This window comes from Mumia sp. ZJ1417 (assembly GCF_014127285.1).
Taxonomy (GTDB): domain Bacteria; phylum Actinomycetota; class Actinomycetes; order Propionibacteriales; family Nocardioidaceae; genus Mumia.
Genome location: NZ_CP059901.1, coordinates 1,102,020 through 1,127,889, shown reverse-complemented (window position 1 = coordinate 1,127,889; position 25,870 = coordinate 1,102,020). Strand labels below are relative to the sequence as shown.

The 25,870-nt window shown below is 68.9% G+C and carries 22 protein-coding genes; 8 read left to right on the top strand and 14 right to left on the bottom strand.

The features are described 5' to 3' along the window. Nucleotides 1–224: 224 nt before the first annotated feature. The 3 genes from H4N58_RS05375 to H4N58_RS05365 all read right to left on the bottom strand — a co-directional run bounded on the left by H4N58_RS05375 (nucleotide 225) and on the right by H4N58_RS05365 (nucleotide 4,580). A complete protein-coding gene (locus H4N58_RS05375) occupies nucleotides 225–2,333 on the bottom strand; it encodes an Ig-like domain repeat protein (protein WP_255490714.1) in 2,109 nt (702 codons plus the stop codon). 176 nt (nucleotides 2,334–2,509) lie between these two features. Next, a complete protein-coding gene (locus H4N58_RS05370) occupies nucleotides 2,510–3,253 on the bottom strand; it encodes a hypothetical protein (protein ID WP_167248756.1) in 744 nt (247 codons plus the stop codon). A 4-nt stretch (nucleotides 3,254–3,257) separates the two neighbouring features. After that, nucleotides 3,258–4,580 carry a helix-turn-helix domain-containing protein gene (locus H4N58_RS05365; protein ID WP_167248758.1) on the bottom strand — a complete coding sequence of 441 codons (1,323 nt, stop codon included), beginning with the start codon at nucleotides 4,578–4,580 and terminating at the stop codon, nucleotides 3,258–3,260. Nucleotides 4,581–5,078: 498 nt separating this feature from the next. Between H4N58_RS05365 and H4N58_RS05360 the strand changes: the two genes are divergently transcribed. From H4N58_RS05360 to H4N58_RS05345, 4 genes are all read left to right on the top strand, one after another. Further along, nucleotides 5,079–6,239, top strand: a complete 1,161-nt coding sequence (locus H4N58_RS05360) for a hypothetical protein (RefSeq protein ID WP_182397146.1) — start codon at nucleotides 5,079–5,081, stop codon at nucleotides 6,237–6,239. A gap of 199 nt (nucleotides 6,240–6,438) precedes the next feature. Next, complete coding sequence (locus H4N58_RS05355) at nucleotides 6,439–8,220, top strand: Ig-like domain repeat protein (RefSeq protein WP_167248762.1); 1,782 nt, start codon at nucleotides 6,439–6,441, stop codon at nucleotides 8,218–8,220. Nucleotides 8,221–8,550: 330 nt separating this feature from the next. After that, nucleotides 8,551–9,786, top strand: coding sequence for a helix-turn-helix domain-containing protein (locus tag H4N58_RS05350; RefSeq protein ID WP_167002109.1), 1,236 nt, complete (start codon nucleotides 8,551–8,553; stop codon nucleotides 9,784–9,786). 62 nt (nucleotides 9,787–9,848) lie between these two features. After that, on the top strand, nucleotides 9,849–11,318 hold the full coding sequence (locus tag H4N58_RS05345; RefSeq protein ID WP_167248764.1) for an HAD family hydrolase: 1,470 nt from the start codon (nucleotides 9,849–9,851) through the stop codon (nucleotides 11,316–11,318). Nucleotides 11,319–11,374: 56 nt separating this feature from the next. On the opposite strand, the gene H4N58_RS05340 is transcribed toward H4N58_RS05345, so the two are convergent. From H4N58_RS05340 to H4N58_RS05310, 7 genes are all read right to left on the bottom strand, one after another. Next, nucleotides 11,375–11,668, bottom strand: a complete 294-nt coding sequence (locus H4N58_RS05340; protein WP_167248766.1) for a helix-turn-helix domain-containing protein — start codon at nucleotides 11,666–11,668, stop codon at nucleotides 11,375–11,377. An 86-nt stretch (nucleotides 11,669–11,754) separates the two neighbouring features. After that, a complete protein-coding gene (locus H4N58_RS05335) occupies nucleotides 11,755–12,045 on the bottom strand; it encodes a helix-turn-helix transcriptional regulator (protein ID WP_208322815.1) in 291 nt (96 codons plus the stop codon). 121 nt (nucleotides 12,046–12,166) lie between these two features. Beyond that, the gene (locus H4N58_RS05330) at nucleotides 12,167–15,079 is read right to left on the bottom strand and encodes a UPF0182 family protein (RefSeq protein ID WP_167248770.1); all 2,913 of its coding nucleotides are present in this window, start codon (nucleotides 15,077–15,079) and stop codon (nucleotides 12,167–12,169) included. Between the two features lie 78 nt (nucleotides 15,080–15,157). Beyond that, entirely contained in the window at nucleotides 15,158–15,679 is a 522-nt protein-coding gene (locus H4N58_RS05325) for a PPA1309 family protein (RefSeq protein ID WP_167002099.1), read from the bottom strand. After that, entirely contained in the window at nucleotides 15,670–16,719 is a 1,050-nt protein-coding gene (locus H4N58_RS05320) for a PDZ domain-containing protein (protein ID WP_167002098.1), read from the bottom strand. Before H4N58_RS05320 ends, H4N58_RS05325 begins: the two co-directional genes overlap by 10 nt. Further along, nucleotides 16,716–16,973 carry a hypothetical protein gene (locus H4N58_RS05315; protein WP_167248746.1) on the bottom strand — a complete coding sequence of 86 codons (258 nt, stop codon included), beginning with the start codon at nucleotides 16,971–16,973 and terminating at the stop codon, nucleotides 16,716–16,718. Before H4N58_RS05315 ends, H4N58_RS05320 begins: the two co-directional genes overlap by 4 nt. A gap of 48 nt (nucleotides 16,974–17,021) precedes the next feature. Next, complete coding sequence (locus H4N58_RS05310) at nucleotides 17,022–17,447, bottom strand: molybdenum cofactor biosynthesis protein MoaE (RefSeq protein WP_167002096.1); 426 nt, start codon at nucleotides 17,445–17,447, stop codon at nucleotides 17,022–17,024. A gap of 47 nt (nucleotides 17,448–17,494) precedes the next feature. On the opposite strand from H4N58_RS05310, the gene H4N58_RS05305 reads away from it, so the two are divergent. Both H4N58_RS05305 and H4N58_RS05300 read left to right on the top strand, forming a co-directional pair. Then, a complete protein-coding gene (locus H4N58_RS05305) occupies nucleotides 17,495–18,979 on the top strand; it encodes a zinc-dependent metalloprotease (RefSeq protein ID WP_167248772.1) in 1,485 nt (494 codons plus the stop codon). Continuing rightward, nucleotides 18,976–19,524, top strand: a complete 549-nt coding sequence (locus tag H4N58_RS05300) for an NUDIX hydrolase (protein ID WP_167002092.1) — start codon at nucleotides 18,976–18,978, stop codon at nucleotides 19,522–19,524. Before H4N58_RS05305 ends, H4N58_RS05300 begins: the two co-directional genes overlap by 4 nt. 126 nt (nucleotides 19,525–19,650) lie before the next feature. On the opposite strand, the gene H4N58_RS05295 is transcribed toward H4N58_RS05300, so the two are convergent. Both H4N58_RS05295 and H4N58_RS05290 read right to left on the bottom strand, forming a co-directional pair. After that, on the bottom strand, nucleotides 19,651–21,555 hold the full coding sequence (locus tag H4N58_RS05295; RefSeq protein WP_167248774.1) for a bifunctional UDP-sugar hydrolase/5'-nucleotidase: 1,905 nt from the start codon (nucleotides 21,553–21,555) through the stop codon (nucleotides 19,651–19,653). Nucleotides 21,556–21,647: 92 nt separating this feature from the next. Beyond that, nucleotides 21,648–22,217 carry a M48 family metallopeptidase gene (locus H4N58_RS05290; RefSeq protein WP_167002089.1) on the bottom strand — a complete coding sequence of 190 codons (570 nt, stop codon included), beginning with the start codon at nucleotides 22,215–22,217 and terminating at the stop codon, nucleotides 21,648–21,650. A gap of 412 nt (nucleotides 22,218–22,629) precedes the next feature. On the opposite strand from H4N58_RS05290, the gene H4N58_RS05285 reads away from it, so the two are divergent. Then, the gene (locus H4N58_RS05285; protein ID WP_167248776.1) at nucleotides 22,630–23,586 is read left to right on the top strand and encodes a hypothetical protein; all 957 of its coding nucleotides are present in this window, start codon (nucleotides 22,630–22,632) and stop codon (nucleotides 23,584–23,586) included. Next, complete coding sequence (locus H4N58_RS05280) at nucleotides 23,583–24,932, top strand: AarF/ABC1/UbiB kinase family protein (RefSeq protein ID WP_167002085.1); 1,350 nt, start codon at nucleotides 23,583–23,585, stop codon at nucleotides 24,930–24,932. Before H4N58_RS05285 ends, H4N58_RS05280 begins: the two co-directional genes overlap by 4 nt. Before the next feature lie 291 nt (nucleotides 24,933–25,223). On the opposite strand, the gene H4N58_RS05275 is transcribed toward H4N58_RS05280, so the two are convergent. Together H4N58_RS05275 and H4N58_RS05270 are read right to left on the bottom strand one after the other, a co-directional pair. Continuing rightward, nucleotides 25,224–25,493 carry a WhiB family transcriptional regulator gene (locus H4N58_RS05275; protein WP_167002083.1) on the bottom strand — a complete coding sequence of 90 codons (270 nt, stop codon included), beginning with the start codon at nucleotides 25,491–25,493 and terminating at the stop codon, nucleotides 25,224–25,226. 123 nt (nucleotides 25,494–25,616) lie between these two features. After that, nucleotides 25,617–25,775, bottom strand: a complete 159-nt coding sequence (locus H4N58_RS05270; RefSeq protein WP_167248778.1) for a hypothetical protein — start codon at nucleotides 25,773–25,775, stop codon at nucleotides 25,617–25,619. Between the last annotated feature and the right edge of the window lie 95 nt (nucleotides 25,776–25,870).

Genomic DNA, 25,870 nt, shown 5'->3' with positions numbered 1-25,870 from the left:
CTCGCTCTCGGTGGTCCCCGTCGGGCACTTCTCGTCGCCGCGACGGCCGCTGGCACCTCGAAGCGGGAGTCCTCACCGCGCCAGCGGCTCCCGCCACGCTCGACGGGAATGGCGCCACCCTCGTTAACACCGCCGTTTCAACGTCGCGATCAAGCGCTGCAACGTCATCGGCGCGATGGTCACCGCTGCCCAAGACCTGGCCGACGCTGGGCCCGGCGCTCGGCTCAGTGCCTTCCCTCAACCGTCGGCTGTTTCAGGCCCTTCTCACTCGTTGCTCGTAGCCGGATCACGACGGAGCGAGCGGGGGTGTAGCGGGTGTCGCCGGTGTAGGTGGTGGTGATTTTCCAGGTTCCGCGTGTGGTCTTGGGGAGTTTGACGGTGGCTTTGCCGTTGCGGACGGTGGCGGTGGTCTTGAGTTTCTTGGAGCCCTTTTTGAGTACGAGGGTGACCTTGCCTCTGGGGGCGGTCAGGCCGGTGGGGCGGGCGATGGTGATGGTGGCCTTGCCCTTCTTGCGGCTGGAGGGCTTCTTGGTGATCTTGGTCTTTACGGTGCCGGGGCGGGCTTTGGTGACGGTGTAGGTGGTGGTGCGTGTGGCCGTGTTGAGGGTGGTGTTGCCGTGGTAGGAGGCGCGTAGGGTCCATCGGCCGGGGGTGGTGGTTCGTGGGATCGAGTAGAGCGTTCGGCCTCTGGACAGTGTCTTGGCGCCGAGTGAGCGGCCGTTCAAGGTGAGGGTGACGGTGCCTGTGGCGCTGTTGGAGACGGTGACGGTGACCGTTCCTGCACGTCCGTACGCACCCGCAGGCGCCGCCAGTCCCACTGTGGGCGTTGATCGTGGCCGCCCGACGACTTGCACCGCCACCGATTCGGCAGTCCCCGACGGAAACCCGACCTGCGAGGCCGTCACCTTGACAGTGACCCTCGCCCCGGCATCCGCCGGCGTCACGACGTAGGTCGGACCCAGCGCCGGCCTCGCGACTCCGTCCTCGCCGACCGTCGTGATCGGCGCGCCATTCCGGAACCACATATAGGAGTAGTCCCACCTGGTTCGCGCCGTGTTCCACGTTCCTGGATCGGCGGTCATGATCGTCCCGGTATCGACGGTCGCGCGATCGGTCTCGATTGACGGACGAACCTGGTTCGTTGCGACACACGGTCGCGCTGACGTGTCTACACCTTCGTCGAACCCGTTCACGCAGCTGCGCTCAGGCGTGATCGATGGCGTCTGCGCGAAGAAGTCCCGAGGCACGAGTTGGAACCGCTGCCAGTGGACCTGCATCGGCGACTGGTCCTCGTCGCGATCCACATGGTGGAAGGCGACGTTGACCCACGCGACAGGATCCGTCAGCGGCGCGTCGTCGTTGGCGACGTAGTCGAGGATGCTGTCGTTCGGACAGCCGGGGTTGAGGTTGTCGGACGCGTATTCTTCGCAGTCACGCTTGTTGGTGAATGTCACGAGCGGCTGCGTGACCGACGCGAAGTGGTCGACTGGGTTCCGGTTGACGAGTTCGTATGACCTCGCGTGGCCGTCTTTGTTCAGCGAGTCCGGATTGACGACCCGCCACCACGTGAGCTCGTTGTGATCGTCGCCGGGGATCGACGAGAACGCCGCATCCTCAACAGTCCCCCTCCCGTGCACCGTCCACGAGGACGGACCTTCTGGCGGCCGCGCATAGTCCCACCGCTCGACACGTTGGTGCTCGCCGGAGTCGACCCCGAAGTCGACGCGATAGATCGCGTTGTGCCAGTGCGAGGCGCCATACCGCTGCTCCCCTTCCGTCGCCGAACCGAGTGGCCACCCCTCCTCGGGAGCTGTCGGGAAGAACATCGCTCCTGGCGCGACGTCGCCGGTTGCCCCGAGACCCACGTCGATCTGCCCATGGTCGTCGAACGTCACCTTCTGCTGGTACTCATACCAGGAGATCTTCGAGACCGAAGAAACCTCGAGCCCCGTGCCGTGCTCGACGAACCGTGGCCCGCCGCCGGACAGCCTCTCCTGCGAGTGGGTGGCGAGCCCCGTCCCCACCTCGTCGACGCAGATCCCCGGCATGGTTCGCTCGATGAGCTCGCCGAACAACATGAACGACTGGGTGACGTCGCGAGCCTCTCCAGGGCACAGCTCGGGACTCTGCTCGACGAGGTGCTCGTCGCCGAACCCGTACTCGGTGATGTCGTTGTACTGGATCGCGCCCGTGTCATAGGGGACGTTGAGCTGCGCGAGGTAGAGCTGATCGATGACACGCTTGTAGCCCTCGTACTCGTAGTCACCGGTCGCCGGTCTGAACTCGACCTTCTCGAGCACGAGGCCCTTGATCGGGTGGATGCGTGCACACATCCGCCACGCGGCACCGTTCTCGAGCGTCTTCTCGACGAGCGCGTCACCACAACCCAGACCGGGTGCCTCAGAGTGCGCGGCCGGGGCCGCGCCGCCGGCCAGCAGTCCTCCGGCGACCGCCGTTGCGACGCCAACGGCGACACGGGCAGGGGAAGGGCTACGCATCACGGTGCCTCTCAATGGAGCCGGACTATCGAGCGATCGGACAGGTTGACGACGAAGTCCGTGGTGTCGAGATAGGTACCCGACGGCGCACGGATGCCGAGTTGTGCGCACCGCTCGGCACCGCACTCCCGACCGCCATCTGTCGTCCCGTCGTACGTCCACACCCCGGCGACGTACGACACCTGCTCTTCGGAGAGAAGCGGCACCCCCTCGGAGCGCTCGAACTCACGCGTGAACCGCAGTGTCTCGCCCTCGGCCTCGAGGGCCTGCCGCATCGCCGTCTCCGTCTCACCGGCAGACAACGGTGGCTGGAGCGACACGGCGCTCAGACTCTCGACAACCTTCCCGGCCCGGAGGTCGACGGTCTGGTGGTACGTCGTGTCGGCCGTGTAGTCGTAGAGGACCACCAACGCCTTGCGTCCCGAGGAGTCGACATCGGTGGGAACATCGGCATACAGGAACTCCGGCATGCTCTCCCCCCGCACGTCCGTCGCAGAGGCAGGCACACTGTCGTCGCCCTGAGCGACGCGGATCGCGTACCCGCTCTCCTCAGGCGACAGCGGCTCGCGCGGTTCGCGCAACTTGGGGCGCTCGGTCGGCAGCAAGCCGTCGCCCGAGACGACGAACCTCGATCTCGACTGGTCGCGATCCTCTTCCGCACCGCCGCTGCTGCTGAGTGCAACGACCGCCAAGGCCGACAAAGCCGCGACGACCACGGCGCCGGCTACTCGCGTACGACCCGGCGCTGTCGTCAACGGCTCAGACCCTCTCGTGAGCAGAAGAGTAGAGAGCGTCGGCGTCTGCATCCGCTGCAGCGAGTGCATCAGCGACCTGGGGGTGGCCCAGGTGACTCGCGCGCCCCGCTTCGGTCAGCCACACCGGCGTGACCGCTTCGAGGACCATCAGCAATGTCATTCGCTGGTCGGGATCGGCCAGGGCCGAAGCGAAGTCCACCTTCAGACGCCTCATCCGCCTCCGAACCGTCTGATCGTGGACTTTGAGCACATTCGCGAGCGCCGGAGCACTCGCGCGTGATCGGAGCCAAAGGAGAAGCGTCTCCGCGAGACCGGCGCGGACATAGGGCTTCTCCCTCATGAGAGGGGCAAGCACCTCGTCACAGATCCCCCGCCCAAGTGCCGGATCCGCGTGGAGCCAGAGAGCGCTGCGGTAGTTCGCGCAGTCAATCACCTCAGCTGAGGCGATCAACCCCTGCCGCGAGAGCCTTATCGCGCGGCGAGTCCACCTCGCAGCGTGGTGGGCTTCGTCGGTCGGCACCGGCCAGCTCATCGCGATCGGCCCGGTGATCGGAAGCGCACCGAGAGCCTCAACCGCGGCCTCGCTCTGCGATGCGTCCACGATCATGCTGACGTAGCGCTCCGTCACCCGGCAGAGGACTCGCCGGTCATCCGCCGGTGCGATCGGGAGACGTGGGCGTACGAGGTCCGCCGAGACGACCACGCACTTGGCCGGCAGCGGCCAGGCGGCCGCTACCGCTATCGCCCGTACGTCATCCGCCGGCGCACCTCTGAGGACAGCCTCCGCTAGTCGTCGACGAATCACCTCCGGATCTCGGGTGTTGCGCGAGGCGTTGAAGCCGACATCGACCTGGTCGACGAGATGCTGCAGGAACGCGAAAAGCACATCGCCCAGCGACCCGATCGCTTCGGGTGGAAGCCCGAGCTCATCAGCGGCCTGCCGCAGCTCGTGCCACGCGCTGGTCGTCGCAACCTGCGACGCGGCGCGAATGAGGTCGATCCCGGCGGGGCCGCGGGACTCTGCACTGCCGCCCATGCGCCTGAAGACCTCGTCCACTCGGTCGCAGGCCACAGGGAGGCCCTCGAGGAGGTCGACGAAGAGTCCCACACCCTCCAGGACCGCAGTCTCGACGACCTCGCGACGTCGCTCACCAGTGGCGGCGTAGGTCCCGACCCCGTCGAGGATCTGCGCGCTTATCCGGCTGACGAGTGCCGGAACGGACGAGCGGATCGTCCGCATCTGGTCAGGGAGCTGCGGATAGTGCTCACGCACGCGGTCCAAGGCATCCATTGCGTGGTCGTAGAAGCCCGACGGGTCGTTGGTCATCGAACCGATCACACCTCGCTCACACGGGTGACGCCGTACCTGACGGTCTGGCGCAACGCTCGCCGCTCGCATGTGGCCCCCTTCCGGGCGCTGGCACTCACGGACTGTGAAGGGAGACCAGGGACCCCCGAGCGGTGTGGTCTCGATCACGCGCTCAGTCAAAATGACACCGGTGAGGTCGTCCAGCCGAATTCGTGTCCCTGCCTGAGAAAACCCCAAATCTTGTAACGCGAGTGACAAGATCCCGATCCGGGGATGACACAAATCCTCGAGACGTGGTGCATTGTGGTGGCGCTCAGACTCACCCGCCACCCCCGAGGCGCCGTGATCAATTCGTGATCTTCACTTGTCACCCGCGTCACAAAAATGGACGCTCCGCACCCAAGACTGGCCGGAATCAGTTGCGACGCGGCCGCGGATATGGCTACTTCAGAGTGTCGCCCCCTACCACGACTCGGCTGTTCGCTTGCCCTGAACAGTCGGTGGAGGGAGAGGGCCATGTCGCTTGCCACCGCCCAAAGGACGGCCACATGCCGTCCCGAGAAGACGCCGTCAGCCGCTTTCGACGGGTGGCACCACTACCGGGGGCGCGCCACTGTCGGCGCTGCCGTAGAGCGCGCAGTCCTCGACGGAGGACCACTCGATTCGATCCGCCGCCGAGCGATCGGTGCGAGTATCGCCGCGTACCGTGACACGACCTCGGGTGTCTTCGTGGTGCCGCACGCTGCGGCCGAGGCACTCCACGAGCTCGGCCATCGCCACGCGATGATCGGAGGCGACCTCGAAGGGCTTCGCGAGCTGTTCGCTTCGGCGCAGCGCGCGGCGCTCGAGACATTGGCGACCGCCCGCCGCCTCGCGCCCAAGCGTCATCATGCTCTGTCCGACACGGAGCGAGTGTGCGCGTTCGTTCGCGTCTTCTTCGACCGGGCCTGCGAGGGCTTCACGCACACCTCCCACATCCTGACTCTCCGTCCGCAGGACAGAAGAGAGCGTCTCCGTGCCGCGCTCTTCCGTCCGGGTACCCGCACGAACGCTCTGCTCGAGATCTGCGGCCTGGACGCCAGTCGCCCGCATCTCGCCGTCGTGGCGACGGGTGAAGAGCTGCCTCGCAGGCTTCTCACCCACGCCCAGACCGTCGCCGGGCTCGACCCACACGAGTGCCTCGTTCCCGCAGGGTGGACGATCACGTCGCTGCGCCCGCTCCCTGGTGGGCAGGTCGTGCTCGGCCCGGTCACGTCCCTCGCCGAGTCGGGCGACTCAGTCGATCTAGCCCGTCGCGGCGCTGCCACGCTTCGCAGGGGGGTCGCCACCGATCGCCGCGCAGTGGTCCCGTTCGGCGAACTCGATGCCGACACGCTTCTGCTCGCAGGGAACGCGGCACTCCCGGACCTGCTGATCGAGCGGCACCTCGGCGCGCTTCAAGCACTCCGGCCCGCCCGGCGCCTCCAGCTCGGCATTTTCCTCCTTGAATGGCTCGAAAGCGGGAAGCCCCTTACCCGCGTAGGCGCAACGCTCGGCATCCCGCCGCAGACAGCAAGCGCACACATGAGCGCCCTTCGCGAACTGCTCGGTGACAAGCTCGCGTCCTCGACATGCCGCCAGGAGCTCAGGATCGCGCTCCACTCGGCTGTCAGGCGCTGGGAGGAGGAGCTCCCGTGAACGGCGAGAAGGCGCTGATTCTTGTCATCTACATCACAAATTCTTGCCTCCAGGGTGCGCAGCCTTGCCGATTTCATTGCCTCCCGTCGTACCGCTGTGGCTAGATCACGCTCACACACCCATAAGCGCCTGGCAGGCGCCCCCCGGATCTCTGGCGCACGTCACCCCGCGACGCCAGCAGCACAAAGGAGAAACCACGATGAGAACTCTCGTTCGGCAGGGGGCGACAGTTGCCGTCGCCAGCGCTGTCGCCCTAGTCGGCCTCGGTGCGCCGGCGACCGCCGCGCCGGGTGTGCCCGTCAACCCGGCCAACGCAGGCAAGGCGGTCGTCTGGGGCGCTGAAAGCCTGGAGAACTCCCTGCCGCCTTCGTTGGACGGGAAGCGTGTGACAGCGATCGATGCGGCTGCCTCCTACAGTGTGGCCCTCACCGCCGACGGGTCGGTGGTGGCGTGGGGCGACCCGGACAAGGCCATGGTCCACGGGGTGCCCGCTGGACTCGCCAACCTCAAGGCCGTCTCCGCGGGCCAGCAGAATGTGGTGGCAATCAAGTCCGACGGGACCGCTGTCGCGTGGGGCGACGCCACCGGGATCGAAGTGATTCCCGGCGACCTCGGCCGGGTCTCCGCAGTCGACGTCGGTCTCTCCGCATTCGCACTCAAGACCGACGGCACGGTTCGCGTCTGGGGTGGCCCCACGGCCGCCCTCCTCGCACCCCCTGCCGGGTTGAGCAACGTCGTGAACATCGCCGCCGGGAACCTGTTTGCCCTGGCACTCAAGGCCGACGGCACCGTCGTCGCCTGGGGGTTGACACCGCCCACCATCCCCGACGAAGTGCAGGGCGAGGTTACGGGCATCGGAGCCGGGCAGGGGACCGCAGCCCTCATCACCTCCGACGGCAAGGTCACTGTGCTCGGCGAGCGCGCGGCCGATGTCCAGCCAGCTGGCCTCGCATCCGAGGTCGTGACAGATGTCGACGTCGAGACGACCATCGTCGCCCGTACGGCCTCCGGCAAGGCGTTCTCGTGGGGGGGCAACCCGGTAAACCCCGACCTTTCGCTCCTCAACACTCTGCCTGCCTCGCTCGACGGAGCACCTGTCTCCACGATCGTCGCGGGGACCAGACACAACCTCGCACTAGTCGCGACATTCGGCGCCATCAGCAAGCCGACGATCGCAGGCACTGCGAGGTCAGGCCAGACACTCACCGCGGCCGACGCCGAGTTCTCTATGGAACCCGAGAACGTGACGACGCAGTGGCAGGCGAACGGCCAGCCAATCACCGGAGCGACGAGCAGCACCCTCAAGCTGACCGATGCTCACATCGGCAAGTCCATCTCGGTCTCCCAGACCGCCACCAAGGGCTCCGAGTCGGCAACCGCCACGTCGGCCTCGACGGCGGCCGTCGCGTCGGCTCAGGTCAACTCCACACTGCGCGCGACCGCCGCTGCCGTTCGGTACGGGGCCGCACCGCGGGTGACCGTCGCTGTGGCACCGACGAACGCCGCGGGCCGAGTCGACGTCTACAAGGGCGCCACACGGCTTGGGTCGGCCAACGCCGTCAAGGGTCGCGCCGTTGTCGTGCTGTCGCGGACTGCACTGAAGCCCGGAACGCACACCCTGTCAGTGCGGTACGCCGGTAATGCCAGCACGAAGCCCTCCAGCACCTCGGCCCGCCTGGTCGTCGCGAAGGCGAGCGCGAAGGTGGGCGCATCGGTGGCGACCAAGAAGATCGTCGCGAAGAAGACCAAGGCCAAGGTACGCGTGACCGTCAGGGCAACTGGCGTCACACCGACCGGCAAGGTCGCGGTCTACCTCGGCAAGCGCAAACTCGGGACGGCCACCCTCCGTGGCGGCAAGGCGACGATCAAGCTCAAGGCGCTCCCGAAGGCCGGCAAGGCGAAGCTGAGCATCCGCTACCTCGGGAGCAGCACCGTCAACAAGGCCACCAAGACCATCAAGGTCAAGGTCAGGAAGCGCTGACCACGTCTCATCGCACCACATCACGCTGAGGGGCGGCAGGGAGCATCGATGCTCCCTGCCGCCCCTCACTCGTATCCCACAGGCCGTGAATTCGGAAACCGGGAATTCCATCCAGGTTCACCCCCGAACAGTCCGATTGGCTTTCCAGCCTCGCGCGGGACCTGTTGAGTAGGAGCAGTCCCCGCGGGGCACCGGAAACCCTCCCTCCTTCGGTGCCCTGCGGGTACCCAAGGGGCCGTTCGTCTGATAGGACATGTGATGCACGGCACACCGCAGGAGGGGCGGGGAAACCGCAGTGAATCCTCAGACGCAGACAGCGACCAGCAGCCCATGATCGAGATGCACGGCGAGCTCGGTCCCCCGGACGTGCCCGCGACGCTCGTCAACACCTTCAAGCCACACCTGCCCGCGCTCGTCGCGCGGATCACTGACCGGATCCAGGAACACGTCCCTGCCTACGCCGGTCCGGCCATCGGACGTCGCCACAAACTCATCTCGATGGCCGTCAACGGCGCGATCAAGCAGTTCGTCGACCTCGCGACCGGCAAGTCAGCCGGCTCGAACAGAGTCGACGACCTCTTCCGCCAGATGGGCTACGGCGAAGCAGCTGCCGGCCACGACCTCTCGTCACTCCGTTCGGCTCTCAAACTCGGCACCCGCGAAGCATGGGACGAACTCCGTGCCCTCGCTTCCGGACAGGGGCTCTCCGCTGACCTACTCGGCCGGCTCGGCGACATCCTCTTCACCTACATCGATCACCTCACGGAGCAGGTCGGCATCGGCTACGAAGCTGCGCTACAGGCCCGCGAACGCGACGTCAACGTCGTCCGTGCGCGACTGCTCGCGAGCATCCTCAAGCGCGCGCCTGCCGACGAGATCGAGACCCTGTCCACGAACGCTGCCTGGCCCCTCCCTGCGCGTTTCGTGGTCTTCAGCGCCGATGCTCGTGGAGAGGTGACCGTCCCCGACCTCGCCGAGGTCGAGACCTCTATTCTCGGGCGGATCGATGTGACCCCTGCTCTCTTCGTGTGCGCGAGCGATGCGACGCCCGGGATCATCGAGTATCTACGTGGCAACGCACCAGGTGTCCGCATCGCCATGAGTTGGCCGGTCTCGATCGACGAGGTCCCTGACGCTCGCCGGTGGACCATTCGTACGCTCGAGCTCGCGGACCAGGACGTCATCCCCAATCAGGCAGTCCTCGAGTGCGAGAAGCATCGGACGCAGATCTGGCTTCACGCCGAGCCCGCACTACGCCGCCGCCTCACTCAAGAGCTCTTGCGGCCGCTGCTCGCCGAAACCCAGAACTCGCGCGAGATCCTCTCCGAGACGCTGCTCGCCTGGCTCGAGTCCCGTGACAGCGCGCCCGCGATCGCGGCTCGCCTGGGCGTCCATCCTCAGACCGTGCGTTATCGGTGGAAACGCATCAACGAGCTGTTCGGCGAAAAACTCCACGACTCGGAGTTCGTTGTCCAGCTCACGATGCTGCTCAAGGCGAGCGTGCCTCTGTGGGTGGCGGGTGACCAGAGCGACTTCGAACGCTTCCTCACTGAGGATGCGCGATGACCAGCATCTCCACGAAGCCCCTGAGCGACAGGGATCCACACACCGCTCGGCATGATGAGCGCATGCCCACAGCCGCTGGTGCACGTGCGAGCCTGGCCGTCGCAACGGTCCTGACGGTTCCCGTCGCCACTCTGTCGGCGATCCCGACGATGCGGTTCGAGTCGTGGTCATGGGTATGCCTGGCGCTCTCAACGCTCATCGTCGCGCTCACCTGGCCCACCCACCGCGACGCCTTCCGCGCGCTCCGCCAGCGCGACCTCTCGCTCGACGTGCTCGCGTCGATCGGGGTTCTCGCTGCCTACCTCTGGGCCCTGTACGCCGTGGCCGTCGGCCACCCGTCCACCAGCCTGATCGTGCCCGCGGTCCTGTCGATCGTTCTCACCGTCCGCCAGCGAGTCATCGCTGCGGCCGGTCCGCTCGCCGCCGTCCGTCGTGTACCTGCGTGGATCGTGCCAGGTGTCCTCGCCGTCGCGGGCGTGACTCTCGCGATGTGGCTCGGCTTCAACGGAGCGTCGTGGTCGGCAGTCTCCGCAGCCGTTGCCGTGCTCGTCGTCGCCTGCCCCGGCGCACTCGGGCTCGCTGCCCCCGCGGCCGTCGTCGCCGGCACGCGTCGCGGCGCAGACCTCGGCGTCACCTATCGCGACCCGTCCGCGCTCGACGCCGCTCGCGACGTCGACACGCTCATCCTGCGAGGGCTGGAGACCGTCGCCGACGGCATGCACGTCGCGTCGGTCGATCCGCTGTCACCCGACCACGACCGCAACCTCCGGTGGTTCGCCGGCGCCCTCGAGCACTCCTGCGAGGACCCGGTCGGCCGCGCGATCGCCCGGCTCTCCGTACGCGGCCGGGTGACCGGTGTCCAGCAGCATCCCGACCTCGGCGTCAGTGGCTCAGTTGACCGCCACCCGGTTCGTGTCGGGAGCCCGACCTGGATCGGCATCGAAGCCCCCGACCACGTCGGCGTCACCGTCGCCGTCGAGGTCGACGGTCGCCCGCTCGGCACGATCACCGTCATCGACACCCCGCGACCGACCGCCAAGAAGGCCGTCGACGCGCTCCGTACGCTCGGGCTCGAGCCGATCCTCGTCACCACCCGTGACCAGGCCGCCGCCGACCACCTCGCCGAGGAGATCGGCATCACCCACATCGTCGCGGAGACCGGCGCGACAGGGGGGCGACAGCTCGTCGACGACCTCCGGGCCGACGGGCGCCGCGTCGCTCTCCTCGCGACGTCACCCGAGGATGCCGCAAGCCTCGACTCGGCCGAGCTGAGCATCGCGGCACCGGACGGCGGTGCGGCCGTCAGCGTCGCGGACGGCGACGTCGCGGGAGCGGTCGCCTCCCTCCGGCTCGCGCGTGCGATCGACGTGAACGCCAAGACCGGCACCTCCCTCGCCCTTGCGTACAACGCGGTCGCGATCCCCGTCGCCGCCGCGGGGCTGCTCCACGCAGTGCCGGCTGCGGTCGCGATGGCCGTCGCCTCGGTCGTCGTGCTCCTCGGCTCGTTGCGCCTTCGCGGCGACGCGCGCTGAGCATTGAGCCCCGTACGAGGCGTCTCGTACGGGGCTCAATGCTGAGCGCCTGGTGGCTAGGTCGCCTTCTCGTCGCGTCGGACGAGGTCCTCCGCCTGGACCCCGAGCGCCTCAGCCAGCGCCCAGATCGTGTCGAACCTCGGATTGCCGACACCGGGCGACAGCTTGCCCGACTCGTCGCGTGCGTTGTTGCGTGAAAGCTCGATGTTCTGGACCTGGTTGCGGCTGAGGCCGGTCACGTCCGCGAGCTGCTCCTGAGTCAGGCCGGCCGACTTGCGCAGGGCGCGGACTCGCTCACCGAACTCTCGTGCACGCTCCTCGCGCAGCTGGGGATCTCCTCGATTCGGCACGTCTGTGAGCCTCTCTCTCCATGTCGTCAGCCCACGCGACGGGGCGTCTCTTGGTGGGCACGGTCAGGCCCTCGGACAGTGCACGGTCACGTGCCTTGCCGATGGGTGAGCGACTGATCGGTGACGACCGCGTCGACCAGCTGGGTCAACGGCGTGCCGAAGACGCGACTGAGGTCGAGCAGCGTCGACAGCCGAGGATTGGCCGGCGATCCCTTTGCGCGGTCCGACAAGCCGGACTCGAGCAGCTGGTAGTGGTTGCGGGTGATGCCCGCAGCGTGCGCGACGTCCTCCTGAGACAACCCCGACTCCGCCCGCAGCGATCGCAGCACGGCTGCGAGCGCGCGAGCGATGGCGGGGTCGAGCGCCTCCTCGGTCACGCTCCCACTCTGGCCATGAGCACATGGCGTGTCAGCCATGCATACCCTGCTTCATGAGTTGGGCGCGACCCCGATACGCCGCGCGTTCCTCGCGGCTACTCGACCAGCGGAACGTCGCCGGTCACTCGGCCTGTGGAGGCGCCGTCTGGCCGACCTGCGTGCGGACCCGCTCCAAGATGGTCGCCATCTGCTCGACCTGGCGCTGGTACTCGCCGAGGTTGCCCGCCTCGAGCGCCTTCTGGGCGGCGTCGTACGCGGCGTCGGCCTGCTCGAGGAGCTGCTCGACCGTCTGCGGGGTCGGTGTCGCCGGCGTCTCGCCGTCGCCTCCGCCCTCGTCGGTCGCCCCCTCCTCCGGCGTCGGAGTCGGCGCGCCTTCGATGCCGAGGGCGACGCGCAACGCCTCGTCGAGGTTCTGGCCGAAGCCGATGCTCTCGCCGAACGACGCGATGACGAACTGCAGGACGGGGTATGAACCCTCGGTCGCGTTGCGTCGGATGTAGACCGGTTGCACGTACAGCAGGCCCTCACCGACCGGCAGGGTCAGCAGGTTGCCGAACTGGACCTTGGTGCCGGCCTGCTTGAACGGCAGCAACGCCGACGAGACGCGACTGTCTGCCTCGAAGTTGTTGGCAATCTGGTTGGGCCCGTCGACCTGCGTCGCAGACCCGAGCTGGAGGACTTGGATCTTGCCGTAGCCGTCTGGATCACCGGCCTCGGAGTTCACCGAGACGAACGACGCGAGGTTCTGGCGGTTGTTGGGGAGATAGACGCTGGTCAGCGAGAACCGCGACTCGTCCTCGCCCGGTCGCTGGATCGACAGGTAGTAAGGCGGCTGCAGCGAGCCCTTGGCCGTCGGGTCCTCCGGGATCTTCCAGCGCTCGCCACCCTCGTAGAAGGTCTGCGGGTTGGTCACGTGGTAGGAGCCGAGGATGTTGCGCTGCACCTTGAACATGTCGACCGGGTAGCGCAGGTGCTCACGCAGGTCGTCCGAGATCTCCGACTTCGGCTTGACCGTGCCGGGGAAGACCTTCATCCAGGTCTTGAGGACGGGGTCCTCGGTGTCCCACTCGTACAGGTCGACCGAGCCGTCGTACGCGTCGACGACGGCCTTGACCGCGTTGCGCATGTAGTTGACGCGGTCCGACGGGAGCACGGCCTGCGCGCCCGTACCGGTCAGCGTGTCGGAGGTGGCCTCGTCGAGCGAGACCTTCTCGGAGTAGGGGTAGTTGGCGCTCGTCGTGTAGCCGTCGATGATCCAGACGACCTTGCCGTCGACGACAGCCGGATAGGGGTCACCGTCGATGGTCAGCCACGGAGCGACCTTGGCGACACGGTCGCGGGGGTGCCGGTCGTACAGGATCTTGGAGTTCTCGTTGACGCGGTTCGACAGGACGATGTTGGGCTCGCTGAACTTCACCGCATAGAGGAGCTTGTTGAAGGCGCTCCCGATCGAGACGCCACCCTTGCCGTCGTACGTGTTCTGGGTGGCGTTGTCGGTCTCGCTCTCGCCGCCGTTGCCCCGCGGCGTGTCGACCTCGATCGGGTCGGCACCGTCGGGCCGGCCCACGATCGAGTAGGACGGGGAGTTCTCGCCGAAGTAGATGCGCGGCTGCTTGTCGACGTTGAGCTCGCCGACCGGCGGGATGTCGCGCTCGACCCACACCGGCTGACCCTGCGGGCCGCGCTGGTTGCCGCGGGCCGCGATCACGCCGTAGCCGTGGGTGTAGACCGTGTGGTCGTTGGCCCAGTTGCGCTGGTTCGCGGGGAGACCGTCGAGGTTGAGCTCGCGGGCCGCGATCACGAGGTCTTCGGGGTTGTCCGAGCCGTCGATCGCGTAGCGGTCGACGTCGAGCGTCTTGGGCACGCTGTAGTAGCCGCGGACCTGCTGGAGCTGCTCGAACGCCGGCGACACGAGCGTCGGGTCGAGCAGACGGGTGCTCACGCGCGACTCGGCCGACTCGGTGAGCTGCTGCGGAGTGAGCGAGGTCTGGGCGTTGTAGTCCTGTTTCTGGACGTCAGCGATCCCGTACGCTTCGCGTGTCGCCTCGATGTTCTTGGCGATGTAGGGAGCCTCCTTGTCGGGCTCGGACGGCTTCACCTGGAACGACTGCATGATCGCGGGCCAGATGCCGCCGATCAGCACCGAGGTGAGGACGAGGAGCGCGAGGCTGATGCCGGGGAGGAGCCAGTTCTGCCAGATCGCGTTGGCGAAGAACAGCAGTGCGCACAGCAGCGACACCGCCATCAAGATGTTCTTGCTGGGGATGCGCGCGTTGGCGTCGGTGTAGGTGATGCCGGTGAGGAGGTTGTTGCTGTCGACGCTGAAGCCGAACCGGTCGAGCCAGTAGGCGAACGCCTTGAGCAGCATGATCAGGCCGATGATGATCGACAGGTGCGTCTGCGTCGCGCGCGAGATCTTGCGGTTCTTGCCGGAGATCGCGATGCCGCCGTACACGTAGTAGACGAACGCGACTGCCAGGCCCGAGACGATGAGGAGAGCGAACCCGTACGCGGTGAGGAACTTCAGCCACGGGTAGTCGAAGACGAAGAACGAGATGTCGAGCCCGAACGTCGGGTCGTTCTTGCCGAAGTCGGTCGCGTTGCGCCACATGAGGAACGTCCGCCACTGCCCTGCGGCCGAGGAGCCGGCGAAGATCAGCAGCAGGACGCCGAACGCGACCATGCCGATCGTGCGCAGCGGGTGGATCGCCTCGCGGTAGCGCAGGACCGGGTCGTTGGGGCGCAGCGGCCCCGTCGCCGCCGGACGGCTGCGATAGGCGATCCAGACGTTGAGGAGCACGACGCCGGCGAACAGCAGGCCGAAGCCGAGGAACATCAGCACCCGCGTGCTGAGCATCGTCGAGAAGACGCTGCTGTAGTCGACCGAGCGGAACCACAGCCGGTCCGTCCAGACACCGGTGAAGATCGCACCCAGGAAGAGCAGCGCCACCAGCGTGATGATGGTGGGGATCAGGACACGTCGTCCTTGGCGGCCCACGTCGGGTCGAGGTCGGGCGGCGGATCCTTCGCTCACGGGTTTCCTTCAGTTCGCAGTGCTCACAGGGGCGTGACGCTCACAGGGAGCGGGATGCTCGGACTCCAGTGTGACAGGTCACTCAACGAGGGTCTGTCGCAGCATAGAGACCAGTCCGGGGACCAGATCGGGCCCTTCGGCGAGCTCGTCGCTCCCCCGTACGTCGACGATGCAGTGGGACTGTCCGTCACGCGTCACGGCCACCGTCAGGCGTACCTCTTGGCGGTCGGGATGGTCCGCCACGAAGCCGACGACCTCGGCCTCGTCGTCGGGCAGCGACCCCTCGGCGTCCGGCGGCAGCATGAGCCGCTCGAGAACGACTGCGGTGCCGTCGACCTGCGGGGGCCAGACGATCTCGGCGACGAAGTCCTCGAATGTCCGCTCGGCCGGCAGATCGTCCTGCTCGACGGCCGTGTAGGAGTCGTCGACGTCGTCCGCGCCGACCCCCAGCTCGCGCGCCAGCGCCGGCTCGTCGGAGATCAGCGAAGCCGTACGGACCAGGGCGTAAAGCCGCGGCGGCACGTCCCAGCCCGAGGTGCTCGCGACCTCGGCGATCTCGAGCGCCGTCTCACGGAGCGGGTTGGAGGGGGTCAGCTGCATGTGGGCACCTTGGCCTTCGGGTCGTCGGAGAGCTTCTCGAGCGCGTCAACCGCGTCGTCGAACGTGGCGACCTCGACAAGACGCATGCCGAAGTCGTCGGCTGCAGCAGCCTCGGCGCAGTTGCCGGCAGGGACGAGGAACACGCTAGCTCCCGCCTCCGACGCTCCCGCGAGCTTCTGCTGCACTCCCCCGATCGGCCCGACCTCGCCTGCGGCGCTGATCGAACCGGTGCCGGCCACCGTCGCGCCGTCGAGCAGCGCGCCAGGGGTCAGCATGTCGTACAGGGCGACCGCGAACACGAGACCGGCACTCGGTCCGCCGATGGACTCGCCCAGGTTGTTCTTGATCGTGAACGGCAGCTCGAGGTCCGTGCCGAGGCTGACGCCGATGCGCGCCTTTGCCGGGTCGTCCGGCGAGGCCTGCGAGGTCACGTCGACGGTCTGCTTCTTGCCGTCGCGGCGGATCCTGAGCGTCACCACCGAGCCCGGCTCCGCGCCCGACACCAGCGTGACCGCCTGGTCGGTGCTCGTCACGGCGGTGCCGTTGACCGACAGGAGGATGTCGCCGGGCTCGAGACGTCCCTCGGACGGGCCGTCCTCGGTGACCGCGGTGATCGTGACGGCGTCCTTCACCTCGTACCCGGCCGCCGTCAGCGCCGCCGCCTCCGACGTCAGCTGCGAGGACGCCATCTGCGCGGCGTTCTCCTCGCGGACCTGCTCGGCGGTCTGCCCCTCGGGATAGACCATGTCGCGCGGCACGACGGCCTCGGCGGGGTCGAGGTAAGCGGTGATGGCGTGCGGGAGGCTCACCCGCGAGTCCGCGCGCGTCACGGAGACGGTGGTGAGGCGGATCTCGCCGTCGGTCGGATACGTCTTGGCGCCCTCGACCTGCAGGACGGGCTTGTCGTCGTACTTCCCGAGGGCGTCGACCGTCGGGCCGGGCCGCATCGTCACGTACGGGACGGGGAGGAGGAAGGCGATCGCGATCAGGGTCACCACGAGGAACCCGGCCGCGGCCAGGGTGGAGGTGCGCCGGCTCATCGGGACCTGCGGGCGGAGCTCGAACGGCGGACCACGACGCCGTTGTGGCGCTGCGGTGCCTGGCGTGCATGGACCACGTCGGCGGGGAGCGGGCGCTGGACGGCCTCGCTGAAGCGGGCGTACGCGGGATCGTCGGTACGGCGGGTGGCACGGCGCTCTGTCGTGCGTGCTCGCGACCGGCCGTACCAGGCGGCCCACAGCATCGCCAGCGCCGTCACGGCCAGCGGCACGGCCAGCCACCACAGGATCTTCACGCCCACAGTCTAGGCAGGCGCGCGGCGGGAACACCGCTGCTGGCGGCCCTACGGCGTGCCGACCCACTCGTCCGTACCGTCGTCGAACACCTGGTGCTTCCAGATCGGCACCTCGGCCTTGAGCCGCTCGATCAGCGTGCGGCACACCTCGAACGCCTCCGGCCGGTGCGGCGCGGACACCGCGGCGACCACCGCGAGCTCGCCGATGTCGAGGTCGCCGAGCCGGTGCACGACGGCGATCCCTCGTACGGGCGTGCCCTCGACGACCTGCGCCGTGATCTCGGTGAGGACCGGGAGCACGCGCGAGTGCGCGGAGTAGCCGATGCCGTCGACCTCCTTGCCGCCGTCGTGGTCGCGCACGGCCCCGACGAACAGCACGACCGCCCCGGCTGCGTCGTCGGCGACCGCCTCGTATACCTCGGTGATGTCCAGGGGCTCGTCTCGTACGTCGACCAGCCGGACTACATCGCTCATGGCGAACAAGCCTAGGGCCCATCGGGCGTCGCGGGTACGTTGGAGACATGCCTGACGATCCGGACCGCCTGCCCGACGATCTCCCCGACGACCCTGAGGGCGAGGGGCGCGGCGACCCCAACGCGCCCGACCACGGCATCGGGTTCGGCAAGGTGCCCGGCCCCGCACAGGGTGGCGGCGGCGCGACCGGCGGCGGCAACCCGTTCGCCGGGACGCCGATGGAGGGCATGTTCGGTGCGTTCGGCGACATGTTCGGCAGCGGCGGGCAGATGCCCGACATGAACCTCCTGATGCAGCAGATGCAGCGGATGTTCGCGCCGCACGAGGGCGCGGTCAACTGGGAGCTCGCGACCGACGTCGCGCGCCGTACGGTCGTCGCCTCCCCCGATCCGTCGCCACTGAGCACGGAGTCGTCCGCGGTCGACGACGCGATGCGGCTCGCCGAGGTCTGGCTCGACACGGCGACGGACATCCCCGCCGCGGCGACCCGTACGGCCGCGTGGAGCCGGTCGCAGTGGGTCGAGTCGACGATGCCGACCTGGCGCGCGATGGTCGAGCCGATCGCCGAGCACGTCGTCGCCGCGATGGCGGGCGCGCTTCCCGAGGAGGCCAAGGCGATGGCCGGCCCGCTGGTCGGCATCCTCAACCAGGCCGGCGGCGCGATGTTCGGCACGCAGGTCGGGCAGGCTGTCGGCGCGCTGGCGACCGAGGTGCTGTCGAGCACCGACGTCGGCATCCCGCTCGCTCCCGCCGGTGTCTCGGCGCTGCTCCCGGCCAACATCCGGGCCTTCGGGGAGGGTCTCGACCAGACCGACACCGACCTCTTCCTCTATGCGGCGCTGCGCGAGTGCGCGCACCAGCGGCTGTTCGCGCACGCGCCGTGGCTGCGCGGGCGCCTGCTGTCGACGATCGAGGAGTACGGCCGCGGGACGACGATCGACGTGAGCGCGATCGAGCAGAAGATGGCCGGGCTCGACCCGACCAACCTCGCGGCTGCCCAGGAGGCGCTCGAGGGTGGGCTGTTCGAGCCCGAGCGCACCCCGCAGCAGCAGGCCGTGCTCACCCGGCTCGAGGCGCTGCTCGCGTTCGTCGAGGGCTGGGTCGACGAGGTCGTCACGCAGGCGACCGAGGGGCGGATGCCGAGTGCGCCCGCGCTGCGCGAGGCGATGCGTCGCCGTCGTGCCGCAGGCGGTCCGGCCGAGCAGACGTTCGCGTCGCTGGTCGGGCTCGAGCTGCGGCCGCGCCGACTGCGCGACGCCTCTGCCCTGTGGGCCGCGCTGCGCGACCGCAAGGGCGCTTCGGCACGCGACGCGGTCTGGTCGCACCCCGACCTGATGCCGACGGCCGCGGACCTCGACGACCCGCTCGGCTTCGCTTACGACGAGCCCGACGCCGAGGCCGAGGGCACGGACGCCGCGTTCGACGCCGCGCTCGCCGACCTGCTCGAGGGGGCTGCGGATGGGGACGCGAAGGGCGAGGACGACGCCGGTGCGGACGAGGGCGACGACCCCCGTCCAGAATCCGACCGTTGAGCCTGCACGCGGACGCGTACGGGCTCCTCTGCGGGTGGACCGCTCCTGACGCTGAGCAGGCGGCGCTGCGCGAGGCGTACGTTTCCCACCTCGCGGCCCGGCCGGACGCGATGCAGCGCTCGTGCCTTCCGCACCACCTCACGGCGAGCGCGCTCGTGGTCTCCGCCGACGGGTCCCAGGTGCTGCTGACGCTGCATCGCAAGCTGCGACGTTGGCTGCAGACCGGGGGTCATTGCGAGGACACGGACACGACGCTGCGCGGAGCGGCGCTGCGCGAGGCGACCGAGGAGTCCGGCATCGCGGGGCTGGTGGTCGATCCGGTGCCGCTGCGCCTCGATCGGCACGGGCTCACCTGCGGTGGGCGCCAAGACGCCGAGCATCTCGACGTGCAGCTGCTCGCGCTCGCGCCGGCCGACGCCGTACCCGCGATCAGCGAGGAGTCCCTCGATCTCGCGTGGTTCCCCGTGGACGCACTGCCCGAGACCGACGACTCCGTACGGGCGCTGGTGACCGCCGCCCGTACCCGCCTCGGCGTCGGCGCCTGACGCCCGCAGCCGCACGCCCGGCGCAGACGCGGGTACCCCAGCGAACGCGCACTGACCCGAGCGTCCTCGCTCGGGTCAGTGCCGCTCCGCTCGGGTACCCCACCGCAGTCCGTCCGCTGCTCCGTGTCAGCCCGTCACGGTGATCGGCGCGCCGGCGTGGACGAGCCGCCAGTCGACGGACGCGAACAGCGCCGGGTCGATCGTTCCGACCTCGCTCACCCAGTCGATGAGCAGCTGCCGGATCTCGACCTGCGCGTTGTAGACGACCGGCGCCGTCGTCACGCCCGGGAAGTTGCCGCCGCCGGACTGCCGGTAGTTGTTGATCGCGATGACGAACCGCTGGTCCGTCGCCACCGGCGCGCCGTCGTACGCGAGACCGACGATGCGCGAGCCGACGGGCTGCGACAGGTCGATGTCGTACGTCAGCGGGGCGTCGAGGCCACCCATCACGTCGTCGTTGTAGTCCGGTGTGCCGTTCGGCGCCGTGTCGGTCACCGCGTTGGTCACCTGGCTCGACGGGAACGGCCCGGCACCCGTGACCGGCTTGAAGTAGCGCGCCGAGAACTCGAGGTACGCCTTGACCTCCGCGCCGGTGAACACGATGCCGAGCAGCGTGTTGTCGTAGATGTAGAGGCCGGCCACATCGCGTACGGAGACCTCGCCCGCGGGGATCGCCGCCGCCCGGTTGAACGGCGCCGCGATGCTCAGCATCGGCAGGTCGGCCTCCGGCGTGCCGGCGATCGCCTTCTTGACCGCGTCGGCCTGCACGTAGTTGATGAAGTCGAGCGCCGCGACGTCCTCCCACGGCGCGGTCGCCGCCGACATCGCGACCAGCGACGTGCCGATCACGGAGTTGACGTAGGTGACGACCTTGTCGTGGTCGGCCTGCAGCAGCTTCACGATCTGCGGGTCCTCGTCGACCGTATTGGCGTTGAGGACCTGCGACGTGACCGCGACGACGTCGTAGCCCGACCCGCGGCGCCGGCGCTTGACCGTCACGTCGATCGCCGACAGCCGCATGCCCCAGCGCAGCGGCTCGGTGAGGATGACGTTCTTGCCGGTCGTCTTGTTCGTGACGACGCGCTGGCCGATCTCGACGTGCGCGTGGCCGACGAGGATCGCGTCGATGCCGGGGACCTCTTCGGCGACGAGGGTCGAGGCGTTCTCGGGGTACGGCAGCGCGTCCCCGTACGAGGAAGAGGTGTCGGCGCCGGAGTGCGCGGAGACGATGACGACGTCCGCACCGGCCTTGCGCATCTTGGGCACCCAGTGCTTCGCGACCTCCACGAGGCCCGGGAAGACCATCTTGCCCTCGACGTTGGCCTTGTCCCAGATCGCGATGCCGGGGTTGGTGAGGCCGAGGACGCCGACGCGTACGGTGTGGCGGCCGACGCGTACGCGCTTGATGACGAACGGCGAGAAGACCGGCAGGCCCGTCGCGGCGTCGTGGGCGTTGGCGCCGAGGAGCGGGAAGTCGCACTGCCGCTCGAACGTGCGCAGCAGCGGGATGCCGTAGTTGAACTCGTGGTTGCCGAGCGCGGCCGCGTCGTAGCCGATCGCATTCATCGCGCGCGCCATCGGGTGGACGACACGGCGGCCGATCGGCTCGATCTTGGCGTAGTAGTACGCCAGAGAGGTGCCCTGCAGCGTGTCGCCAGCGTCGATGAGCAGCGGGCACGGGTGGGCGTGGCTGCTGCGCATCGCGTCGACCAGCGTCGAGATCTTGGCGAGGCCGATGTCGTTCAGGGCGGAGTCGGTGTATTCGGCGTTCTTGAAGTAGTCCCAGTTGAAGACGTTGCCGTGCAAGTCGGTCGTCCCGAGCACGGTGAACGTGGCGGTGTCGCCGCCGGCACCCCCACCCCCATGGCCCTTGCTGTGCGCGGCCGCCGGTGGTGCGGCGTATCCGGCGGCGGCGAGCGCAGCCGCGGCGGCCGAGCCCGTGAGGACCGTGCGGCGGCGGAGCGCGTGCGACGGCGACGCGACGGACGGAGTGGGCGAGGTGGAGTCTTCGGGCGTGTGCTGCGCGTTCATCGGCGCTCCTCCGGGGGAATGAAGCCTCGTGACCGCACCATCGTTACTCGCAGAAGCGCTCCCCCGCGTCGGCAGAACGTGACGGCATCTGCTCAGTCTTCGGGCAGGTCCTTCCAGCCGGCGCCCGCGACGACTCCCTCCAAGAAGCCCCGCGCGCGCTCCGTTCGGGGATAGCGCTCGACGTGCTCCCAGAACTCCGCCCCGTGGTGCGGGACAAGCAGGTGCACCAGCTCGTGGACGATCACGTAGTCGACGACCCAGTCGGGCAGCTCCTGAAGGCGGCTCGAGAGCCGGATCGTCCCGTCCTCAGGCGTGCACGAGCCCCACCGGCGGCGTTGGTTGTCGACCCAGCGCACGCTTGTCGGCTCCGCGGCGCCGTCGAGGAACCGGCGGCTCAGCTCGCGTGCACGGGCATGCAGCCCTTCGTCGTCCGGACGCACGCGCCGCTCGCGGCCCTCGACCTTGGCGACCATCGTGTCGACCCAGCGCTGCTCCTCGGCACGGCTCAGCCCCGCGGGCATCAGGACGACGATGCGAGCGCCGTCGCGGTAGGCCTGGACCGACTTGCGCCGGCGCCTGCTCCTGCGGATCTCCACCTCGGGCGCACTGCGGCCCGTGGGGCGGACGACCGCACGGGCCGAGGGATCGAGGGGCGCACTCATGGGTCCACGGTAAGCGACGCGCCGAAGGGGATTTTCGTCGTCCACAGCTCCTGTTCGGATCGTCCCTGGTCAACAGGGCTGTGCGTGCCCCGTACGACACCGACTTCCCCCGCTCGTCCACCGTGCGTCCCCCGATCTCCACAGGCTTCCTCGGCGGTTCCCACACACTTTCCCCAGGGTTTTCCACAGGCGTGGACAGCATGCTGTGCCTAGGGATTGCCGACCCCGGGTCTCCCACCTAGCGTGACAGAAGAAGGTCCTGGCCGGGCGCGGCGTCGGCAAGGGGAAGGCAGGCGGCGAGTCCGGCCGGGACCGATCTGTGCGGAGGCTGTGGACGACGTCCCCGCCGCACCGCGTTCCTCGGGCAGGGTGGACCGACCCCCTCGCCCACCACGCCCGAGGAGCCCCCCCGATGAAGCCGTTGCTCCGGCCCGGTACGACCGTCGTCCGCCGCACCGTCCACACCCTCCAGGTCGGCACGCTGCCCGGCTCCACGATCCTCGTCGACGACCTCCCCGGGTCGGCGACCGTGCTCCGGCTGGCCGACGGCACCCGCGACCTCCCTACGCTGGCTGCCGTCGCGGGCCGCCCGCTCCCCGAGATCGCTGACGCTGTCCGCCGCCTCCGCGCCTGCGGTGCCGTTGTCGACGCGCAGGAGTGGGACGAGATCGGTGGCGAGGCGCTGACCACCGAGGCCCGGGCCCTCGTGGCCGCGAACGCGCCGGCGAACGACGTCGTACGCCGCCTCCACGCCCGAGGCGCGTCGTCCGTCGAGATCGTCACCGACGTGCCGGGCCGGCCGCTCGCCGCACGGCTGCACCGTATCCTCCACGAGTCCGGGCTGCGCGCCACGATCGGCCCCGTCGCCGACCCCGACCTCGTCGTCGTGCTCTCGAGCGGGCCATGCCCCCGCGAGGCCTTCGACGTCCTCGCCGGGGCTGGAGTCGCCCACCTGCCTGTCGTCACCGAGTGCGACACCGCCCGCATCGGCCCCCTCGTACGCCCTGGGTCGTCCCCGTGCGTGCGGTGCGACGACCTCGACCGTACGGGCGGTGAGCCGGGCTGGCTGCTCGTCCTCGAGCAGCTCGGTCAGCCGCTCGCCCGGAGCACACCGCTGCATCCGCACGGCTGGGACGCGGCCAGCGGGTACGCCCTGGCGCTGCACGTCGCGACGCAGGTCCTCGCGTACGCCGACCGGGTCCAGGCGGCCGCGGAGGGAGCCGTTGCCGTGGTCTCCGCGCGCGGAGGCGCTCCCACGTACCACCCGGTCGCGCTCCACCCTGACTGCGCGTGCCAGATCCTCGCATCGGAGACCAGCGGCGCTGACGGCAGCGGCGGCGTGGCCCGGGGTGTCAGAATGACCGCATGAGTGACGGCGGCGCCAACAAGCCCGACGACCGAGACACCGCGGTCCCGCGTGGCGCCTTCACGCGTGCCGCCAAGCTCGCCTCGCTGCCGATCGGGTTCGCCGGGCGTACGACGCTCGGCGTGGGCCGACGGCTCGTGGGCGTCCCCGCCAACGCCGTCCTCACCGAGGTGCAGATCCGCACCGCCGAGCAGATCTTCGCCGTCCTCGGCGAGCTCAAGGGCGGCGCGATGAAGTTCGGCCAGGCGATGAGCGTGTACGAGGCAGCGATGCCGCCCGAGCTCATCGAGCCCTACCGCAACGCCTTCGTCCGGCTCCAGGACGATGCCCCGCCGATGCCGACGTCGACGGTGCACCGCATCTTCGCCGGCGAGCTCGGGCCGAGGTGGCGCGAGCAGCTGATCGAGCTCGACGATAGGCCCGCGGCCGCGGCATCGATCGGACAGGTGCACCGGGGTCGCTGGTTCGACGGCCGCGAGGTCGCCGTGAAGGTGCAATATCCCGGCGCCGCAGCAGCGATGCGCTCCGATCTGCGTCAGATCGGGCGCCTCAGCAGGCTTTTCGCGGTGGCGTTCCCGTCGATCGACGTCAAGCCGCTGGCCGAGGAGCTTGCCGAGCGGGTGCGCGAGGAGCTCGACTACGCCCTCGAGGCACAGGCCCAGCGGGCGTTCGCCGAGGCGTTCGCCGGTGACCCGCAGATCGTCGTCCCCGAGGTCGTCGCCCATACCGAGACGATCCTCATCACGACGTGGATGGAGTCCAAGGGCTCGCTCGCGCAGGTGATCGCTGACGGCACGCCCAGCGAGCGCGACCACTACGGCGAGCTGTTCGCGCGGTTCCTGTTCGCAGGGCCGACGCGGGTGGAGATGCTCCATGCCGATCCGCACCCCGGCAACTACCGGGTGCTCGCCGACGGACGCCTCGGGGTCGTGGACTACGGCGCGGTCGCCCGCGTCCCGGGTGGGCTTCCTCCGGTGATCGGGCGGCTGCTGCGCGCGGCAGTCGACGACGACTACGCGACGGTCGTCGCGGGGCTCCGCGAGGAGGGGTTCCTCAAACCAGGCGTCCGTATCGACGAGGAGATCATCCGCGCCTATCTCGGCCCGTTCGTCGAGCCCGCGCGCCAGGAGGAGTTCACGTTCAACCGCGCGTGGATGCGCGAGCAGGCTCAGCGGATCTCGCGACCCGCCCGCGAGGGCATCGGTACGGCGATGAAGATCAACCTGCCCCCTTCGTACCTGCTCATCCACCGGGTCTGGAGCGGCGGCCTCGCCATCCTCAGCCAGCTCGGTGCGACAGCGCCGTTCCGCGGGATCCTCGAGGAGAACCTCCCCGGCTTCGCCGATTGACCTCCGTACGGCCCGCCGCGCGCCTGCCGCCGGCGCTCCCGCACTTTGCGTGGGGACCACCGCAAAGTGCGCGCCCCACCGCTCCCTTCAGGTGGGGCCTGCACTCTGCGTGGGGACCACCGCAAAAGCCGAACGGGCGGCACCCCGCGCGATGCGGGGAGCCGCCCGTTCGTCCGGTGCGGATGGTGCGGATGGTGCTAGAGCATCCGGGCGATCCGGATGCGCGCGCCGTACGCAGCGCGTACGAGGCAATCGATCATCGGGGTACTCCTTCATGGTCTTGCGTGGCCGTCAGGCGACGGCGTCCTTGCGCGGGCGTCCCCGCGGCCGCTTGCGCGGGATGACGGTGCCCTTGAGGAAGAGCTCGCCTCCCCACACGCCCCAAGGCTCGCCCCGGTCGAGCGCGCCCGCCAGGCACTCCCGTCGGATCGGGCACGCGAGGCAGAGTGCTTTTGCGTCCTCGACACCGGCCGGTGTCTCGGCGAACCAGAGCTCGGGGTCTTGGGTACGACACGGGATCGACGTGTGCTGCACCTCGTGCTCGAGCACGGCGGTCGTCATGGGTTCTCCTGGATTGAGAGAGGTGGTTGCTGGTGGTGGGGCAACGCGTTCTCTGTCGGCAACGACAGAAAGGCCGCGGATCCCGGTTCGGGTTCCGCGGCCTGAGTGGCGTCTGATCGACGGTTAGGTCGAGTCAGGGCTTCGGCGGGATCCCGGGGTCTGGTGCTTCTCGGCGTACGTCGACGCATCGGTCACGAACGGCATGAACCACCCGAGTCGGCGCGTGCGCATGGCGACGCCACAGACGTCGGCGTCATTAGCGATGAAGATGATGTTGCCCATGACGAACACGCTCCTCTCTCAAGTCGATCCGGGCTGACGAGTCAAAACCCTACGCCCGTCTTGCGACAAGGCGCAAACCAATTAATGACGAGTTT